Here is a 19959-nt window from a genome sequence, read left to right on the forward strand (position 1 = left end):
CTCAAAAATGTTTGCTTTAATCCACGATGGGTTGATTCGCAAAAACCAACTGATCATGCAGCAATTCGATGGTCACTTCTGTTTTTGGCAATACTCTGCCAGAAACGATTTCTTTTGCAAGGGGTGTTTCAACTTCTTTAGTGATAAAGCGACGCAATGGACGTGCACCATAAGCTGGTTCATAAGAACTTTCGGCAATCCATCGTTTAGCTTCTTCGGTAATCGTCAAGCGAATATCTTGGGCTTCTAAACGATGAGACAATTGCGCAATGATCTTGTCAACGATGCCAGTCACATTGGCTAAACTTAAAGGTGTAAATAAAATCGTATCATCGATCCGATTCAAAAATTCTGGTTTGAAATGGCCACGCAGCAATCCGCCCACACCTTCAGCAATCTCTTCTGGAATCGTTCCTTCACTGGTTACCCCTTCTAGCAACAGTTGAGAACCGATATTGCTCGTCATGATCAGCACTGTATTTTTAAAGTCTACAACGCGTCCCTTAGAATCTGTCAAACGTCCATCATCTAAGACTTGCAATAAAATATTGAAGACATCGGGATGTGCTTTTTCAATTTCATCCAGCAAAACGATCGTGTATGGATTTCGTCGAACAGCTTCTGTCAATTGTCCGCCTTCTTCATAGCCGACATAACCTGGAGGTGCACCCACCAGCCGTGAAACGGCATGTTTTTCCATATATTCACTCATATCGATCCGAACCATATGTTCTTCTGAATCAAATAGATTTACAGCTAATGCTTTAGCCAATTCGGTTTTACCAACACCAGTTGGACCTAAAAAGAGGAAAGACCCCAGTGGCCGATTTGGATCTTGCAGTCCCGCACGAGAACGTAATACGGCATCGCTGACGGCATCGACGGCTTCGTCTTGGCCGATGACCCGTTGATGCAACGTTTCATTCAATTTCAATAATTTTTCCCGTTCGCCTTCAACAAGTTTGGTCACTGGAATGCCTGTCAGACGGCCAACCACCATAGCGATTTCATTCTCAGTCACAGATTCCTGGACCATGCGAATGCCTTCTGCTTCATTCTTGTCCTCTAAGGACAGCAATTCTTTTTCTAATTGCGGAATGGTGCCATGTCGCAAAACAGCTGCCCGTTCCAGATCATAATTGTTTTCGGCATCTTCTAATTCATGCTTGGCTTTATCGATCTCTGCCCGTTTATTGGATACGGCATTGACTTCTTCTTTTTCCGTTTCCCATTGCATTTTCATTGTATTGACTTCTTCCCGCAATTCGGCCAACTCGGCTTGCAAGATCGTCAAACGTTTTTTAGACGCATCATCAGACTCTTTCTTCAAGGCTGCTTCTTCGATCTCTAATTGCATCAATCGCCGTGTGACTTGGTCTAATTCCGTTGGCATTGAATTCATTTCAACACGAATCGTTGCACTGGCTTCATCCACCAAGTCAATTGCTTTGTCCGGTAGAAAGCGATCGGTGATATAACGATCAGACAGGGTCGCAGCCGCTACTAAGGCATTGTCATGGATATTGACCCCATGATGGATCTCAAACCGTTCTTTTAATCCCCGCAAGATCGAGATCGTATCTTCAACAGTCGGTTCTTTGACCAATACTTTTTGGAAACGGCGTTCTAATGCCTTGTCTTTTTCCATGTATTGCCGATATTCATCTAACGTTGTTGCACCAATCGTATGCAATTCACCACGGGCCAACATCGGTTTCAATAAATTGCCGGCATCCATACTGCCTTCGGTCTTCCCTGCACCAACAATGTTATGGATCTCATCGATAAAGAGTATGATCCGGCCATCGGCTTTTTTGACTTCTTGCAAAACAGCTTTCAAGCGTTCTTCAAATTCGCCGCGGAATTTCGCCCCTGCAATCAATGCCCCCATATCTAATGAGAAAATTGTTTTGTCCTTCAAGTTTTCCGGTACATCTTTACGGACGATCCGTTGCGCCAATCCTTCGACGATCGCTGTTTTACCAACACCAGGTTCACCGATCAATACAGGATTGTTTTTGGTTTTCCTTGAAAGGATGCGAATCACATCTCTGATTTCTTCATCTCTGCCAATGATTGGGTCCATTTTTCCACTACGGACCTGCTGTACCAGATCGACGCCATATTTTTCCAAGGCTTTGTATTGTTCTTCTTGATTTTGTGAGGTCACATGATCCCCTCCTCTTAATTGTTCAATCATTTGTTTGAGTGACTTTTCTGAAATACCTTGCTTTTTCAGATAGACAGTCAATGGATGGTGTTGCAATTTCATCAAAGCCAACAAAACGATTTCCGTTGACAAGTATTCATCTTGAAACTGATTTTTTAGTTGATCTGCTTCAGAAAGCAAGGTAAATAGGTTCTGACTCATGGACTTACCATAGCGCACGTTACTGCCCTCTACTGCTGAGATGCCATCCAAAAGACGATCGACTTCTGATTCAAGGGCATCTGCATCGATCCCAGCATCTGTATAAAAATTGCGGCCAAATTGATTGGCTTGCAAGAAAATTTTCCATAAATGTGCAATATCGATTTCTTGATGATGCCGCGTCATCGCCACTTGTTGTGCTTCAGCGATGGCACTTTGCAACGTAGTTGTCATTTTTTCTGGGTTCATTAAAATTCCTCCCATGCTATATTTGGATAAAGAATACGCATATAGACATCTTTGTCTACTTTATTAGTATACAACCATGGTCAGAAATGGTCAAAAACAACCTCTTGAATTTAAGTATTTTTTTAACTATTTTTTTTCATGAAAATTGACAGAAAGCGACAGTCAATGGTATGCTGAGGGCTGATTGATTTTTTAATCATCAAGAAAAAAGCGTATTTGGCTGAACTATGGGCCGATCGCAATGTTCAAGCTGTTAACAAATGATGTTTACGGCTTTTTTATATGGAGGAAATCATGTTAACTTTAACGAATATTACCCAGCAATTTGGAGATAAATTGCTTTATGAAGATGTATCTGTCCAAATCAATCGTGGCGAGAAGGTCGGGCTGATTGGCCGCAACGGCGCTGGCAAGAGTACCTTGATCAAAATCATCACTGGAGAGATCTTGCCAGATGATGGCTTTGTCAATTTTCCTAAGAATCTCAAGATGGGCTATCTGGACCAATATGTCAATGTGGATGAAGCGCAAACGATTCGCGACTTTCTGCGCTCGGCATTTGCTGCTGACTTTGAAAAAGAACAGCAAATTGCCGATTTATATGTAACATATAGCGAATCATATGATGATAAAGTTTTAGAAAAAGCCGGTGAATTACAAAACCAGCTAGACCAGGGTGATTTTTATCAAATGGATACCTTGGTCGATGATTTGGCAGAAGGATTGGGCATTGCCATTTTAGGGATGGACACGCCGTTGGCTTCTTTAAGTGGTGGACAACGCTCAAAATTGATTTTAGCCAAAATGCTGTTGGAAAAACCTGATATGTTGATTTTGGATGAGCCTACCAATCACTTAGATGATGAACATATCAAGTGGCTGGTTGACTTCTTGCAAAATTTTAATGGGACTTATTTGGTTGTTTCCCATGATCGCCATTTCTTAAATCAGATCACGACCCACATCATCGATATCGAGTTTGGCAAATTGTCTAAATATACCGGCAATCTCGACAAAGCTTTAAAACTAAAAACGTTGCAAAATGAAAGTTATATGAAACAATATGAAGCCCAACAAGAACATATCAAAAAGACCGAAAGCTATATCCGTAAATACAAAGCTGGTTCTCGTTCAACGATGGCCAAAAGTCGTGAAAAACAACTCGCCAAAGTGGAACGGTTGACCCCACCGCAAGACGTGCCGAAACCTCATTTAGGTTTTGATATGGCACCGATCGTCACGACATTGGCCCTTGAAACCACCAATTTAGTGATTGGCTATGACCAAAAGCCTTTGTTGACACCAATCAACTTGACCATTCGCTATGGAGAAAAAATTGCCATTCGCGGCTTTAACGGCATCGGTAAATCAACCTTGATCAAAACGATTTTAGGCTTGATCCCAACGATTGAAGGCACAGTGTCTTATCCGCAACATACCAAGTTCAATTATTTCTCCCAAGATCTTGAATGGGCCTATCCATTGCAAACCCCTTTACAATATTTGGAAGACTTGTTTCCCAAAGCGACCAATAAAGAATTGCGTCGCCAATTGTCACGGGCTGGATTGCCAAGCCAATTGGCTCAAGAAGCCTTAAAACTACTTAGTGGTGGTGAACAAACCAAGGTCAAATTAGCAGAAATGATGTTGATCAAAAGCAATTTCTTGATTTTGGATGAACCCACCAACCACATCGATCAAGATACCAAGAACAATCTTCAAGAAACGTTGGCCGCATATCCCGGCACAGTCTTAGTCGTTTCCCATGAAGCTGAGTTTTATGAAACCTTTGTCGATCGAATCGTTGATTTGAAAGATTGATCTGTCATGGTCCCGCTTTTTGACAGTTGTACCTATCAAAGACACTAAAAATGCCATTCCTAGATGATCTGGGAATGGCATTTTTTTATTCAACTTTGATTTTTTCATTTTTCAATTCAGTCAATTCGGCTTGGATGTCCTTGCGTTTTTGCACCATGACATAACCAAAACCAATCACAAAAGGCCAGATAAATGTAGCCAATCGATACAACAGCATGGATGAAGCCGCATCGACGGTACCCACCAGTGGACCAAATAAGAACATATATACGAATTCAAAGGAGCCGATGCCGGCCGGCGTTGGGATCACACCAGACAAGACCACGGCGAAACTAATAAATGAAAATGTTAATAAGAAATCGATATCCGGATGATTATTGACCAAAATGACATAAGGAATCACATACCACGGTACCATTTTCAAGAGGTTCCATAGGTAGATCCGCACAAAGGCCGTTCGATCTTGCAAGATTGAATTGACTGTTTCTCGCAAGGAATAGATTTGGGTATTACACTTATCAATAATGCCTCTGAAGGCTGGACGTTTAAATAGTTTGTGGCTGATCGTCACAAATAAAACTTGCACGTTAAGACTGACAGACAATGCCAGCAAAACTGCAATGAGCAGAAACACAAGCACGATTCCAGCCAAAATGACCCAGATCAAATTCGGCGCATGATCATAAAACAGTGAGAATTGAATGATCAAACCAGCGATCGCATAGGTAAGAATGGCAAATTTGTACATGACCATATGGAGTGTCGTGACCCCTACTCCTTGTGACAAGTGCAGACCGCTTTTGCGATAAAAATTGACTTCCGAAATCAATGTACCTGCGCCAAACGTAATGATCCGATAAAAGCCACTATAACAAACGGTGAAAAAGCCATCTTTCGTAGAAAAGTCAGGTTGAAAATTGCTTGCGATCTCTTTGACTGTCCGTCCTTCGATCCACAAATATAACGTGCCCAAAAGCATGACCATCAGAACGACCACCCAGCTGGTATTTCTGATTTCTGCTAAAATGTCCATCATTGAACTACGGACGAAGAAATACATGACCCCCAAAATGATGACCAGTAACAACAAGTTTAATCCAAATTTTATTTTTGCTTTCATGATAACTCCTTGATTTTTTGCAGCAGATTAGGCAAAGAAATAGATCAACAACAACGCCACCAACGTACCCAAGATAAAGACGACCGTAAACTTCTTCTTCTTGGTTTTATGGTGAAATACCCGTTGCGCGATCAAGCCGCCAAAGCCGCCGCCGATCAATCCCATGAATAGCAGATTCAGTTCCGGTACCCGCCAACGTTTCTTTACTGCTTGATATTTATCATAACCCATAAGGCAGAAAAGATAAAGGTTTGCCGCTAGCAAATAAAACCATAGCGGATTGTAAAGCCATGCCTCCATTTATTCCCCTCCCTATCCAGCATCATTGCTTTGTTATTTGCTATCTGTCTTATCTGCGGGGACCCGCATAGTGAGTCCGTGTTTGATGACTTTCATCTCAATCGGCAGATCATCTGTTGGGTCACCGTCTGTTCTTGTTTGCACTTTACTTTCTTTGGCACGAATTGTTATTTCTGATGCTGTAAAATACTCAACACTCGGTACTTTTGCGATCCGTCCGCGGATAATACGCGGCAAGAAGACAATAAAGGACAATAGGTTCAACTTCGGCAATAAGATGATATGAAATAGACCATCATCTGGTCGTGCCGATTCGTCAAAGTTGGTAAAGCCACCGGCTGAATTGGACATGATCACTGTCAACAATTGGGCTTTTCCTTGCCATTTGCGTTTTTCAGATACCAATTCCAGTTTGTACTGTTTCTTTTTAAATAAATAATGAAAGAATCGTTTCATAAAAGCGAGTGGACCATATTGCTGTTTTTCTTCTTGAGAAGTCTCAGCTGCCGTATCTGCCAAGATACCGATGGTCATCGTTGAAATCATGACTTGATCATTGACCATGCCATAATCGATGCCTCGATCTGTGCCATTCAAGATCGTGTCAAAAGCTTCTTCTGGCTTCACTGAGATACCCAGCATTTTAGCAAAATTATTGACTGTTCCACCAGGAATAATACCGATTTTCAAATCTGGTAGTTGTTCCTTGAAGGTTTGGATGCCATGATGGATCGTCCCGTCGCCTCCGATGATCACCACGGTATCTACCTGATTTTCTTTTGCTGTTTGGCGAACCTCCTCTGGATCTGTATCTGGGTTGGAAGGTTGAAGAACGACTGTCGCTTCAGGCTGCTGTTCTTTGCTATAACGCTCAAAATCTTGCGCGGTTTTTTTGGCCTCACTTTTGCCAGCTGTATCATTATACAAAACGATGATGTTCATATGAACCACTTCCTAAAAATGGCTAGGCCCTGCGCATCAAGCGGCAAGATTGCCCAGCCATAAAATTTGATTTCTGTGTAAACTAAAAAATTTATTTTGCGCTTTCTGCGTTTAATTGCACGATTTTCACGATGACATCCGTTGCCTTGATCATGGATTGCAATGAAACAAACTCATAACGGCCATGCATATTCTCTCCACCAGCAAAAATGTTCGGTGTTGCGATACCCATGTAGGAAATTTTAGAGCCATCGGTTCCGCCGCGGACAGGTTCAATCACAGGTTGAATGTTTAAAGTTTCCATGGCTGTTTTTGCCAATTCAATGATGCGCATATCTTTTTCAATGATCTCTTTCATGTTGTAATACTGATCATATAAATGAATGGAAATACGCTCTTCATCAAATTGCGCATTCAGTTTGCTTTGGATCGCCAGCAATTCTTCTTTCCGGGCTTCAAAGCGGTCGCGGTCATGATCACGAATGATATAGGCCATTTTGGCTTCTTCAACAGAGCCGCTTAGCTGCATCAAATGGAAAAAGCCTTCTGACCCGTCGGTCTTTTCTGGCACTTCGTCTGCAGGCAGCAAGTTTTGGAAATCAATGGCAATTTGCAAGGCATTGATCATCGTGTCTTTCGCGGTACCTGGATGGACATTTTTCCCTTGGATCGTGATCTCTGCTTGGGCAGCATTGAAGGTTTCATACTGTAATTCACCCACTGGTCCCCCATCCATCGTATACGCAAAATCAACGGGAAAATCAGCGACATCAAATTTGTCCGCACCAACACCGATTTCTTCATCTGGTCCGAAAGCAACGTTGATTTGACCGTGCTTGATCTCAGGATTCTTGATCAAAATCTCCATTGCCGTCATGATCTCAGCAATCCCTGATTTGTCATCGGCGCCTAACAGTGTAGAACCGTCCGTTGTGATCAAGGTTTCGCCTTTGTAATGCTTCAAATTCGGGAAATCTTTGATATTTAAGGTATATTTACCTTCTTTATCCAAATTGATCGTGGATTCGCCGTCGTACTTTTCAATGATCTGCGGGTCTACATTGACGGCATTGAAATCAGCTGTATCCATATGTGCAATAAAACCGATCGCTGGCACTTCATGGCTGACATTACTTGGCAATGTACCAAGCACAAAGCCGTTTGTTTCATTATAACGTACTTCTTCAAGGCCTAATTCTTCCAATTCTTTTTTTAAGACTTGAGCAAAAGCAACTTGCGTTTGCGTGGAAGGTGTTGTGTTGCTGGTGGCATCAGAACGGGTTTCAGTTTTGACATAGCGTAAAAAACGCGGCAATAAATTTTCGTACATAATCAGTGCTCCTATCTATTATTTATATTGAAATGGGTTTGTGGATGTCGTTGCTGGTATAAAGGTCACGGACCAGTTTTCTTCAGCTTTCCACTGATTGAATTTCTCAATGAAGCGTGGGATACATAACGCTTCGATATGATGTCCGGGATCAATCCCAATCAACCCGTTGGCTTGCATATCATGGGCAATGTGATAGGTCACATCCCCTGTGATATAAACATCTGCTTTGGCTTTTAATGCATCCGTGTAAAAGGATTGACCACTTCCGCCGCAAATGGCGATGCGCTGGATCTGTTCTTTGGGTTGATTGGGCAGGATGATACGTAGCGCATCCAAATCAAATACTTGTTTGATCCTGGCAACAAATTCCTGCACCGGCATTGGCGCTGGCAATTGCCCGACACGACCAATACCATAGTGCGCTGTCAAGTTGTCCAATGTATATAGATCGTAGGCTGGTTCCTCATAGGGATGCGCTTGGATCATGGCATCCACGACTTTGTCTGTAATGGTTTCAGGGAAAATCACTTCGATTTTCGCTTCTTGTACTTGTGCTTCTTTGCCAGCTGCACCAATGGCAGGATGGGCATGATCTTGCGGTACAAATCGGCCTGTACCGATCAATGAATAACTGGTATTTTTATAGGCACCTTGCTGTCCGGCGCCGGCTTCAGCCAGCACACGACGAATCTGGCTTGCTTGATCAACAGGCACGAAAACGGCTAATTTTTTCATCTTGATTTGATGCGTTTGGTGCAAAAATGTATCTGCTTCGATGCCCAACACTTCGCAAAACCAATCATTTAACCCATCATCGATGATATCCATGTTGGTATGGGCAGCATACACGGCAATATCATGTTTGATCAGATCCATCAACATTTTTTCCTGGGGATCATCTGCCGACAGTCTGGCAACAGGCCGAAAAATTGGCGGATGTTTGACCACGATCAAATCAATGGCTTTTTCGATCGCTTCAGTGACCACTTCGGGCCGAACATCTAACGCCATCATCACCCGTTCAATCGGTTTGTTGAGCGTACCAACATGTAAGCCCACAGGATCGCCTGTTTCAGCCAACCATTGAGGACAATAGGCTTCAAATCGATCAATAAACGTTTGACCCTTGATCATGCCAACACCTCCTCGATCCAACTGATTTGTTCTTTCAACGCAGTGATTTTTTCGACTTGTGGTTTGTTTGCCTTTTGCAAAGAATCGATCACGCGATATTTCTGTTGCAATTCATGGTGCCATTTCTTTTGGAAGACGGCATTCTTTTCCTGGATCAAGCGTGGGCCAAAAAATAGTTCCTGCTTCGAATAGCTGCGTTGTCCCGGTTCAGCGACGATGATCTCATATTGTTTGTCGTTCTCAGAAAGAATCGTTTCTTCGATGATTTGGTAACCATTGTCTTGCAGCCACACACGTAAAGGCCATTCACCTACATTGGGTTGCAAAATCAATCGTTTGACATTAGTTAATTGCTGCTTCGCTTGTCCTTCTTCTAGGATCGTTCGAATCAACGGACCGCCCATGCCGGCGATCACCACGGTATCGATTTGATCTTCAGGTAAGATCGCAGCTAATCCATTCGCTAACCGAACAGTGATGCTATCACCCAGCCGATTTTTTTGAACTTGTTTACTGGCTGATCGATAAGGACCTTCAACCACTTCTCCTGCAACTGCATAGGAAATTTTGTTTTGCAGCATCAATGCCACAGGCAAGTAGGCATGGTCAGAGCCGATATCGGCTAATCTTGCTTGATCGGGTACGTAGGCACCTACACAGGCCAAACGGTCCGATAACGCATGTTCATTCATGAGGGCACTCCTTTGTTTGATTGTAGTATAGCACTTATGATAAGAAAACAACAAAATGTGCGTCTTGACGGTGGCGCAAATGCCAAGACGCACGTATAACATTCGATTTTACTCGCTGACGATCGTTACCTGTTTGATCGAGTTGCCAGGAATCTGCGGTGGGATCGACATGGTCATGATTGGCAGACCTTGCAATGTCGCTTCAACGACCGTTCCCTCAGACAGATCAGTGACATCACCATCAAAGGCTGCGATCGGTACATGTAGAATGACACCATCGTTCTCGAAATTTTTGACGACATCTTCGCTGTCTTCAACTGCTTCGACATCTTTCAAGAATACTTGGATCGTATCATCATTGCCTGTCGTGGCATCTTCTTGGATCGTTCCTCTAAAAATCATCGTTTCAGACGCCTCCTCTTGTGCAGTACTGCTAGTGGTCGATTGGGTGGTGCTTTGTGCTTCGGATAGCTCCGTACTTGTTGCTGCTGTCCCAGACCCTTGTCCGCATGCTGTTAAAATTACGGCAGCAACGAAGGCTACGCCTATTGTTGTCATTTTTTTCATCGGCGTCTTCCTTTCTTCTAGTATTTTTTTGCTTATTGATTCCGGCGATTTTGGCCAGTCATCTGGATTTCTTGTGTTAAGTAGCGAATCCGTTCCATGATTCGTTTGGCTTTCAGCGGTTCAGATTCTCCCCTTTGGGTAACAGACAGATGGGCTTCTAATTCTTGCATGGTAAAATTGGAAGAAAAGAAGGTCGGCAATTGTTCTTGCATGCGGTACTGCAAGATCACACCAAAAACTTCATCCCTGATCCAACTACTCATGGCATCGGCGCCAATATCATCCATCATCAGAATAGGGGCTTTTTTGACCGCATTCAATTTTTCACCAACCTTATCCTTTCCAATGGCTTGTTTCATTTCTACAGCAAAAGTTGGAAAATGGACTAAGGTGGTTGTATAGCCTGCTTCAGCAAGGTCTCGTGCGATCGCCCCTAATAAAAAGGTTTTCCCAATCCCAAAACTGCCAACTAAGTAAAGGCCTTTATGAAAATCTCGTGGTTGCGTCGTCAAAGCATTGATAAAATCCACTGCAGCTGCGATAGCTTCCATTCTTCCAGGTGTTTGTTGATAATCGGAAAAACTGGCTTCTTGGATATCTTTAGGCATATCCATCGCCTTGATACGTCCGCGGATCTCTTCTTGTTTTTGATGGGCCAATAGTTCTTTGGTCGGTACATAAGTCACATCGATAAAATGGAAATTCAACGCCAAACGAGGTTCGTATCCTGGTGCAATCATGCCTGGATCATTGATCCGGAATTTGCGCTTTTCTTGTACGAATTCATATAATTTGGCATAACTTTTCTGAATATCCGCTTCTGTTAATGCCTCTTGGTTTTCTTGAATGAATGCTTTGACATCTGGATCTTCTAAGACTTCTGACATCATGGCCGAAAATTGACTGCGGTAATTTCGCTTATCCAACATATGATTCAGGTTTTTTCCCACATCTTCCATTATTTATCACCAGCTTTCTTATGCAGATAATTTTGTAATTTCCGATCTAACTCCGCTTGACGCTCCGGCGTCAATGTCGCTTCTTCTACTGGCGATTCCGCCCAAGCCGGCAGCTTTTCTTGGCGAATGATCCGATTGCCATTGGTTTGGGGTCTTGTACGTTTCTCTTTCGCCGTCTTGACCAAGTTGCGGACATGCTTGATCGCATCTTCTGCCGTGCCAATCTTCAATTCCGACCATTGGGCAGCAATATTGTTGATATAACTCCCGTTGAGTGCAGCATTATTTTGAACGACCAAAGCATAATGGACCAAGACATTGATGACACTATTGGGCAAAGGGGAACGTTCCACCAAGCTTTTGATCAGCCATTGTTCTGAATCGGTCATAAAACTATTTTTTTCAACCTTGATTGCTTTCAAAAATGGAATGGGTGCAGTATGTTCGCTTTCTTGGATCAAGAGAATGTCATTGTCAGAAAAACCATTTTGTTTCAAGGTATTGAAACGCCGCAATTGGGACTCTGTTTCAGGATCTTCGCTGCGGGTCGTTTTGCTAAAGGTTTGGCGAGACTTTCTGATCACTGCCTGTTCCAACCGCTTTTGATCCACTTCTCCTGTTGTCAAGGAAACATGATCTGCCATAAGATCCAATAGTTCTAATACGTCATAGCCGTATAAAGCATGGTACATCAATAATTTTTGCTTGAAGGCCGGCGTGAAGTTTTCTGATCGGATATAGCGTCTTTGCGCTTCATAAAGCAAGAAATCCCAATCGATCGCAGCTTCTTCTAGTGCCAAGGGCTGCTGGTCTTCTTGAAAGGCTTGCTGCACGGATTGCAGCTTGGATTCACTTGCAGCAAAACGTTTCGGATCTAAACCGTACGCTTGGGTAAAGGAAGTCGTCGTTTCTTGAAACGATGTCAAGGATGCTCTTTGCGGTTGGAAAAGCGAGACCAATTGTTCGAACTTGCGTTCGCCTACACGATTCAGCAAAAGATAGCTATAAAGCTCATCTTGAAAAAAATCCAAAGGATGTACAGGTTCTTGCAGAAGATAGAGGTAACTTGTCCCTTGCTGCGGGTCCGTTTTTTCGAAGGAACGCAATAACCCAATCCCCTCCAACTTTTCCTTAGCTTGCATGAACCGTTGCATGCCGACATTCATCGCATTCAGCAAATCTAAAATCACATGTTCAGCCGCGTCGGCTGCAATTGTACCTGACTGGTGATCGGCCGCTAAAGAAAGGTACAGGGCTAAGCCATCACTTTCAATGATTGGTTGATACAAGAAAATAAGGGCATCTTTGCCTTCCGTACTTAATGGCCGGCTTTTAAAGACTTGATAGCTTTGATTCGGCAGTTGATTGCCCACGTGATTTCCCCCTTCATTTATTCTTGTGGTTCTTTGGCTTTTTCGACGATATCTTGCAACTCTTTTAAGAAGACTGACATATCTTTGAACTGGCGATAGACGCTGGCAAAACGAATATAGGCAATCTCATCTAAATCGACCAATTCTTCCATCACGAATTCTCCAATCATTGTTGTGGAAACTTCGTTTTCGCCTAACGAGCGAACTCTTGATTCAACATGGTCGACGATCGTTTCCATTTGGTCCATCGTTACAGGACGTTTTTCAGCAGAGCGTATCAAGCCCCGTAAGATTTTTTCACGATTAAATTCTTCCCGAGCGCCATTCTTTTTGATGACAAGCAATGGTGCTTCTTCGATCCGTTCGAACGTGGTAAAGCGGTAGCCGCAGTTCTCACATTCGCGGCGTCGGCGGATCACACGGCCGTCATCGGCTTGTCGACTGTCAACGACCCGTGAATTGTTATGGTGACATTTTGGACATTGCATGTTTTCACCCCATTTTTTTCTCAGACGCGTGTGCGTTCTTGATTAAAGCGATTAAATTATATAGATAATTATAACATGAAATGTATTGGTACAATAGCTAAAACCGCTTATTTGGTTGATTTAATAGAAAATTTAAATAATAGAATCCTTGTTTTTTTAAAACAAAATGAAAAAACGGCAGAAAATTTCCTGTCGCTTTTTTCGTTATTTTTCTTTCATCTTGACCAATGAAAGGAATGCCGTGATCAAGGCTTTATCTGTCAGTTGCTGATTGCAGCGCTGACTATCGCGACAAATATAGTTGCCGCGTTTGGTATAGGTGCCATCACCACTTGATTTCGTCAGAGATAGGAACATGGATACATTGCCTTCATGCTGACAGATAGGGCAAATGCCCTTTTTGACTTCAGTGGACATGTGTCCATGGACCGCCGTATAGCCATCATCGCCAGCGGCAATCATAAATTTGCTTTGACTGCCAATATCATCCCATGCCAAATAGGTCGTTTCTTTTAAATCGAATTGTTCAAAATCCGGGATTTTTAATTTTTTGACTTTGCGAAACAGTTTCTCTGTTTGTTTGACTGACGGTGCTTTGAAGGGTTCAACAAAGTTTTTTAAATCAGACAAGTGTGCCTCCGCTTTTTTGATGCTCAGGCCGCGTTGGAACATCTCATTGACGATCAACAATGCTTGGCTATCCTCGGAATCGAATTGGCTGTTGACCACATCTTTGGTCATTTCTTCGATTGTTCGGACTGTTTGCGGGTCATTGACGGATTGGTATGTGCGTACCAATTGAACTATTTGTTCTTTGATCAAATTGAATTGATTCGGTTGGATCATCTGATTGGCCTCTTTTCTTTATGATTCGGTTAGACGAACACTTTTCCCCTAAGACACAATGCGAAAATTTGCATTTGATGACCACCACCTAATTGAACATTTCTGAATAAATTGCACTAGGATTATAAGCGTTCTATTATCTTTTGTCAAATCAACGCAAAGAAAGCCCAAAAAGAAACCCGCAACGATACGCGTCGCTGCGGGTCTGATTTATAATTTGTCTTCGATACCGGTAAAATGTTTTAATTGATCAGCATCCCGGCGTTCTGTTGAAGTGATTTTATTTTGGTCGGGATGATCTTCACTTAGCAATTCTTCTTGGCCTAAGTTTTCTGGTGTTGTACGATCATGGCGGGCATCTCGCTCGTCGTTTTGGCGATCTAATTCATCTACGCGCTTTTCTCGTTGTTCTTGACCAATTCGCCCTTCAAGTGCCTGTTCTTTACCAGATTTTTCCAATTCTTCGTTATTGGTCCATTCACCAATCTTTTCTTTAGCGGACCCAACGATCACGTCTTTTTCATCTTTGAACGTTCCCATGATTATCCCTCCTATTAGATATCTCTATCATATCAAGGAATGTGGGATAAAACAAAAGATACGAATGCGGATACATCCCTTAGTTTCCCGCAAGAGATATGCTATACTACGGATGAGAAAATAATCGTCAGAATATTCTGTTCATGATAAAGGAGCGCTATTATGCTAAAAATCGATTTTAAAGATGTCAGCTTTATCCGAAATGGACATCCTTTATTAGACAACATCTCATGGCAAGTACATGAAGGGCAACATTGGGGGATCTTAGGACTGAATGGCGCTGGCAAAAGTTTACTTTTGCAAATGATCACTGGCGCATTATGGCCATCTGCAGGGTCTCGCAGTGTTCTGGGAGAAACATTAGGAAAAACGTCAGTCCCCGATTTGCAGCGTCGGATTGGTTGGGTCAGTTTTGCGATCCAAAGCAGATTTTATGCCGAGGACCCCATCGAGGGAATCGTTGTTTCAGGAAAATTTGCCAGCATTGGACTGTATCAGCCTATTGATGACACCCTTCGGAAACAAGCGACACAACAATTGGCGGCTTTAGGCATTGGCCATTTGATCACCGCCCCTTTCAAGCAACTTTCGCAAGGAGAAAAACAACTGGTCATGATCGCTCGTGCCCTGATGGCAAATCCGGAAATACTGATTCTTGATGAACCATGTACGGGATTGGATCTTTTCGCGCGAGAAGAGTTTTTGCATCGCATCGCCGCATTGCAGCAGATAGCAGCTCCCCCAACCTTGATCTATGTCACACATCATACGGAGGAATTGCTGCCGTTTTTTGATCATCTGCTCTTACTGAAGGCAGGTCAGGTCCACGCCTGCGGTCCTAGAGCACAAGTCTTTACTGAACGAACATTAACAGATTTTTATCAAAAGCCGATCAGGATCTACCCCTTTGCCAATCAGCGGCAAATCGTACTGCCTAGGTGAACCAAACCAAAAAAACATCCTGATGCACGAACCGTTACGCGCATGCCTCAGGATGTTGTTTATGATTGTTCTGTCTCTTGAAAGTGTTGGACCCACGCATCGATCTGCCGTGTTAGGTCTGCAATCGTCCCTTGGTTATCAAAAATAATATCCCCACGGACTTTTTTCTTTTCGATCGATAGTTGACTAGCGATCCTTGCTGCTGCTTCTGTTTCACTTAATTGATTGCGCAGCATCAGACGTTGTTTCTGAATGGTTTCTGGCACATAAACGACTGCCACTTGATCCATATATTGTTCATAGCCTGCTTCATACAGCAAAGGAATATCAACGACCACCAACGGTTGATCCGCAGCAGCAGCGATCTGTCGCAGAATTTCTTGGCGGATAAAAGGTGAAAGCAGCTGATTCAACTGCTTTCTTTTCTCTTCGTCGGCAAAAATGATTTTCCCCAGTGCTTCTCGATCGAGGGCACCTTGCTCATTTAATAGTGATGGACCAAATGTGTCGATGACTGCTTTTAAACCTGGTGTCTTCGGCCTTACGACTGCCCTGGCAACCAAATCAGCATCGACGATCGGAAACCCCAACTGGCGAAAATGCGCCACCGCAGTACTTTTACCTGTAGCAATCCCACCAGTGATCCCCAAAATAAAACTCATCAGACATCCCTCGCCTGCAGCTGTTGGCAATGAGGGCAAAAATGCGTGCCGCGTTGCGCAACTTTGATTTTGACGATTGGGGTGCCGCAACGTTGGCAAGGTTTCCCTGTTTGTCCATAGACATGCAAAGATTGCTGGAATTTCCCGGCTTCCCCCAGTGCATTGAGATAGGTACGAATCGTCGTGCCTCCTGCTTTGACAGCGCGGTCCAGAACATCGATGATTGCTTCATGCAATGTACCGATCTCATCTGTATTCAACGTATTGGCCGGTTGTTCCGGATGGATCTTGGCTTCCCATAAGGCTTCATCTACGTAGATATTCCCCAGTCCAGTGACCAGTTTTTGATCTAACAACAATGGTTTGACCGCTTTTTTGGCTTTCTTCAAACCGATCTCAAAAGCTGGCAATAAGAAGACTTCCGGTCTAGGTTCCGGTCCTAATTGCTGAATCCCCTTGTATAGACCGCTTTGATTCTTATCAACCAATGTCATTCGACCAAATTTACGGACATCATGATACTGCAATTGACTGCCGTCGGTAAAATGAAAAATGACATGTGTGTGTTTATCTAGGATGGGCTCTTTGTCAAAAAATTCATATTTCCCTTCCATGCGTAAATGAGAAATCAAATCATAATCTGTCAGTTTGAAAATCAAAAATTTTCCTCTGCGATCAAAGGCCAAAATTTGCTGTCCTTGTAAAAGTGTCGAAAAAATCGGTACTTCGGGACTTTCTATGATCCGTGGCCATAATACCTCAACGGAGGCAATGGTTTTGTTTTTGACTAATGCGGATAATCCTTTACGGACAGTTTCAACTTCTGGTAATTCTGGCACAACTTTCACCTCGTTTATTTTGCTTCATACCATGTTTTTCCCCAATTGCTGTCGGTCAGTAACGGCACATGTAATGATACTGCTTGTTCCATCACTTCTTTGACAAGGGCATCCAACCGTTCAAGTTCTTCAGTTGGCACTTCAAAAACCAGCTCATCGTGTACTTGCAGGAGCATTGTGGCTGCCATGTTTTCTTCTTTTAAGCGTTTGGCTAAATCGATCATTGCAATCTTCAAAATGTCTGCTGCACTGCCTTGGATCGGTGTATTGATCGCGGTGCGTTCCGCAAAGTTGCGAATATTGAAATTCCGAGAATTGATATCGGGCAAATAGCGGCGGCGATTGTAAAGCGTTTCTACATACCCTTTATCTTTGGCTTCGCGCACCACATCTTCCATATAGGTTTTGACTCCTGGATATTTATCAAAGTAGGTATCAATGTATTGCTGCGCTTCTTTTCTCGTGATCCCTAAGTTTTGTGATAAGCCATAATCAGAGATGCCATAGACAATACCAAAGTTGACTGCTTTTGCTTGACGACGCATATTGGCTGTGACTTCCTCCGGTGTCGAAATGCCAAAGACCCGCATGGCAGTACTGGAATGAATGTCTTGGCCTTCAATAAAGGCTTCTTTCAGGTGGGTATCATCAGAGATATGCGCCAAAACCCGCAGCTCAATTTGAGAGTAATCGGATGAATAAATCATCCAATCTGGTTGCCTTGGCACAAAGGCTTCACGAATTTTGCGTCCTTCTTCTAATCGAATCGGGATATTTTGCAAATTCGGATCAACAGAACTCAATCGTCCGGTTTGTGTCAATGTCTGGACATAGCGGGTATGCACTTTGCCATCGCTTTGAATGACTTTCAACAGTCCTTCAACGTATGTCGATTGGATTTTGGCGATTTGACGATACGTCAAGATATCTTCAACGATCGGCGCTTGTTCTTTTAATTGTTCTAGAACATCTACCGCGGTGGAATAACCGGTCTTGGTTTTCTTGATGACAGGCAAGCCCATTTTCTCAAACAAAATGACACCCAATTGTTTAGGTGAATTTAAGTTGAAGGTTTCCCCTGCTTCTTGATAGATCTTGGTTTCGATTTCTTGTAATCGTTGGGCAAATTCGCCTTTCATGGTATGCAAACGGGCGGCATCGACATGAATGCCTGTGATTTCCATCTCTGCCAAAATAATCGACAAAGGCAACTCCATCTCTTGGAATAAGGCCGTCTGATTCTTTTCAGCGAGTTCGTGCTGCAGTTTCGGCGTCAAGTCAACAATCGCTGCGGCTTTCCTCGCTAAGTGAGCAAAGAAAGCTTCTTCATCCGCCGGCAAGCCTTTTTTGGCGCCTTTGCCATATACGGCCTCGTCAGACTGGATATCTGTATAGCCGTAATGGGCCGCAACACCTGCGATATCATTATTGTTGTCGTTGGTGTCTAAAAGATAGGCCGCCAACAGCACATCAAACGTAATGCCTGAAGGGGCTTTGGCGTAACGGTTCAAGGCAACATAGGTGCGCTTCGCATCATAGACATTGATCGTGCGCTGCGGATCTTGCAACCAATCGATAAAGGCTGGATATTCAAACAATTGATCTTGGTTGGTCACATATATTTTATCTTTGTTGCCCCATGCGACGCCGACTATGTCTTCTAAATGATAATTATCCCCTAACATTTCAACATACAGTGCCATGTCATTTTGGAACATGTCTGGGGTAAACGACTCCACTACATCAAACAAAATATCTGCCATCTCCACTGGTTCAGCAAGTATATTCAATTTTTCAAGAAACCCATTGAAATTCATTTCTTGATAGAAAGGAACCAATTTATCGAGGTCTTTTCCTTGATACAACAAATCATCGATCTTGATTTCTACAGGAGCATTGACATCGATCGTGGCTAATTGTTTCGATAAAAGCGCAATTTCCTGTTCATTGATCAGATTCTCTTTCATTTTGCTTTTCTTTAATTCATCAATATGTTCATAGATTCCTTCCACAGAACCATACTCTTTTAAGAGTTTGATTGCTGTTTTTTCACCGATTTTCGTGACACCAGGAATATTGTCCGATGCATCGCCAGCTAACCCTTTCATATCAATGATCTGTAATGGGGTCAATCCATCATACTTCTCAGCGACATGGGCTGGTGTGTAACTTTCGATCTCACTGACACCTTTGACCGTGATGTCAACTTTGACATGTTCTGTGGCTAATTGAGTCAAATCGCGGTCTCCAGATAAAACTACCACATCAAATTGATCTTTATCCACCTGGTGGGCCAATGTCCCAATGATGTCATCCGCTTCATAGTTGGCCAATTCATAGTGTTGGACACCTAGCGCATTGATCAATTCTCGAATATAAGGCATTTGTTCTCTGAACTCACCGGGTGTCTTGGCGCGGCCTCCCTTATACGCTTCATACATGGCTGTACGAAAGGTGGTTTTTCCAGCATCAAAAGCCACCAGCACATGGGTGGGTTGTTCTTTGGCCATCACATTTTCAAACATGTTGTTGAAGGCATAGATGGCATTCGTATGCAGACCGTTATTATTTTTGAAACGTTCTAGTGAATTATGCAATGCAAAAAACGCCCGAAAAGCGACGCTATTGCCATCCACAAGTAATAATTTATTTTTCGACATGTTTATATCCCCTTCTTGAAAAAAGTTCTTCTTTATTTTAACAAAGAAATAGTCCAAAAGCGATGAATTGCTATGGTGAATCTGTCTTTTTGAGTGCAAAAAAAAAGGCGAGTTTCCTCGC

General features: G+C 43.0%; 18 protein-coding genes. 2 read left to right on the forward strand and 16 right to left on the reverse strand.

Going from position 1 to position 19959, the window contains the following annotated elements; all coding sequences use genetic code 11:
* Positions 1 to 16 precede the first annotated feature (16 nt).
* Entirely contained in the window at positions 17 to 2620 is a 2604-nt protein-coding gene (gene clpB / locus AEQ18_RS10115; protein WP_054116220.1) for an ATP-dependent chaperone ClpB, read from the reverse strand.
* 294 nt (positions 2621 to 2914) lie between these two features.
* Here clpB and AEQ18_RS10120 point away from each other — a divergent pair, with 294 nt between their 5' ends.
* The gene (locus AEQ18_RS10120) at positions 2915 to 4441 is read left to right on the forward strand and encodes an ABC-F family ATP-binding cassette domain-containing protein (RefSeq protein WP_054116221.1); all 1527 of its coding nucleotides are present in this window, start codon (positions 2915 to 2917) and stop codon (positions 4439 to 4441) included.
* Between the two features lie 85 nt (positions 4442 to 4526).
* On the opposite strand, the gene AEQ18_RS10125 is transcribed toward AEQ18_RS10120, so the two are convergent.
* The 12 genes from AEQ18_RS10125 to AEQ18_RS10180 form a co-directional block, all read right to left on the reverse strand.
* Positions 4527 to 5561: a lysylphosphatidylglycerol synthase transmembrane domain-containing protein gene (locus AEQ18_RS10125; protein ID WP_054116222.1), complete on the reverse strand. Its 1035-nt coding sequence runs from the start codon at positions 5559 to 5561 to the stop codon at positions 4527 to 4529.
* A 27-nt stretch (positions 5562 to 5588) separates the two neighbouring features.
* Complete coding sequence (locus tag AEQ18_RS10130; RefSeq protein ID WP_054116223.1) at positions 5589 to 5861, reverse strand: DUF1294 domain-containing protein; 273 nt, start codon at positions 5859 to 5861, stop codon at positions 5589 to 5591.
* A 33-nt stretch (positions 5862 to 5894) separates the two neighbouring features.
* A complete protein-coding gene (locus tag AEQ18_RS10135; RefSeq protein ID WP_054116224.1) occupies positions 5895 to 6803 on the reverse strand; it encodes a diacylglycerol/lipid kinase family protein in 909 nt (302 codons plus the stop codon).
* A 91-nt stretch (positions 6804 to 6894) separates the two neighbouring features.
* Entirely contained in the window at positions 6895 to 8133 is a 1239-nt protein-coding gene (pepT, locus tag AEQ18_RS10140) for a peptidase T (RefSeq protein ID WP_054116225.1), read from the reverse strand.
* A gap of 18 nt (positions 8134 to 8151) precedes the next feature.
* Positions 8152 to 9270 (reverse strand): Nif3-like dinuclear metal center hexameric protein, encoded by a 1119-nt coding sequence (locus AEQ18_RS10145; protein WP_054116226.1) that lies wholly within the window; start codon positions 9268 to 9270, stop codon positions 8152 to 8154.
* Positions 9267 to 9962: a tRNA (adenine(22)-N(1))-methyltransferase gene (locus AEQ18_RS10150; protein ID WP_054116227.1), complete on the reverse strand. Its 696-nt coding sequence runs from the start codon at positions 9960 to 9962 to the stop codon at positions 9267 to 9269. Before AEQ18_RS10150 ends, AEQ18_RS10145 begins: the two co-directional genes overlap by 4 nt.
* A 108-nt stretch (positions 9963 to 10070) precedes the next feature.
* The gene (locus AEQ18_RS10155; protein WP_054116228.1) at positions 10071 to 10529 is read right to left on the reverse strand and encodes a hypothetical protein; all 459 of its coding nucleotides are present in this window, start codon (positions 10527 to 10529) and stop codon (positions 10071 to 10073) included.
* A gap of 32 nt (positions 10530 to 10561) precedes the next feature.
* The gene (gene dnaI, locus AEQ18_RS10160; protein ID WP_054116229.1) at positions 10562 to 11488 is read right to left on the reverse strand and encodes a primosomal protein DnaI; all 927 of its coding nucleotides are present in this window, start codon (positions 11486 to 11488) and stop codon (positions 10562 to 10564) included.
* Positions 11488 to 12861, reverse strand: a complete 1374-nt coding sequence (locus AEQ18_RS10165) for a replication initiation and membrane attachment family protein (protein WP_054116230.1) — start codon at positions 12859 to 12861, stop codon at positions 11488 to 11490. Before AEQ18_RS10165 ends, dnaI begins: the two co-directional genes overlap by 1 nt.
* A gap of 17 nt (positions 12862 to 12878) precedes the next feature.
* The gene (gene nrdR, locus AEQ18_RS10170; protein ID WP_054116231.1) at positions 12879 to 13349 is read right to left on the reverse strand and encodes a transcriptional regulator NrdR; all 471 of its coding nucleotides are present in this window, start codon (positions 13347 to 13349) and stop codon (positions 12879 to 12881) included.
* A gap of 204 nt (positions 13350 to 13553) precedes the next feature.
* Positions 13554 to 14195 (reverse strand): FusB/FusC family EF-G-binding protein, encoded by a 642-nt coding sequence (locus AEQ18_RS10175; RefSeq protein WP_054116232.1) that lies wholly within the window; start codon positions 14193 to 14195, stop codon positions 13554 to 13556.
* Positions 14196 to 14405: 210 nt separating this feature from the next.
* Entirely contained in the window at positions 14406 to 14735 is a 330-nt protein-coding gene (locus AEQ18_RS10180) for a CsbD family protein (RefSeq protein ID WP_054116233.1), read from the reverse strand.
* 162 nt (positions 14736 to 14897) lie between these two features.
* On the opposite strand from AEQ18_RS10180, the gene AEQ18_RS10185 reads away from it, so the two are divergent.
* Entirely contained in the window at positions 14898 to 15677 is a 780-nt protein-coding gene (locus AEQ18_RS10185) for an ABC transporter ATP-binding protein (protein ID WP_054116234.1), read from the forward strand.
* Between the two features lie 59 nt (positions 15678 to 15736).
* On the opposite strand, the gene coaE is transcribed toward AEQ18_RS10185, so the two are convergent.
* The 3 genes from coaE to polA are packed head-to-tail and all read right to left on the reverse strand — an operon-like array spanning position 15737 to position 19838.
* A complete protein-coding gene (gene coaE / locus AEQ18_RS10190; RefSeq protein WP_054116235.1) occupies positions 15737 to 16339 on the reverse strand; it encodes a dephospho-CoA kinase in 603 nt (200 codons plus the stop codon).
* Positions 16339 to 17178 carry a DNA-formamidopyrimidine glycosylase gene (gene mutM, locus AEQ18_RS10195; RefSeq protein ID WP_054116236.1) on the reverse strand — a complete coding sequence of 280 codons (840 nt, stop codon included), beginning with the start codon at positions 17176 to 17178 and terminating at the stop codon, positions 16339 to 16341. Before mutM ends, coaE begins: the two co-directional genes overlap by 1 nt.
* Positions 17179 to 17192: 14 nt before the next feature.
* A complete protein-coding gene (polA, locus tag AEQ18_RS10200) occupies positions 17193 to 19838 on the reverse strand; it encodes a DNA polymerase I (protein ID WP_054116237.1) in 2646 nt (881 codons plus the stop codon).
* Positions 19839 to 19959 lie beyond the last annotated feature (121 nt).

It is taken from the genome of Enterococcus sp. RIT-PI-f, assembly GCF_001297065.1.
Taxonomy (GTDB): Bacteria; Bacillota; Bacilli; order Lactobacillales; family Enterococcaceae; genus Enterococcus_D.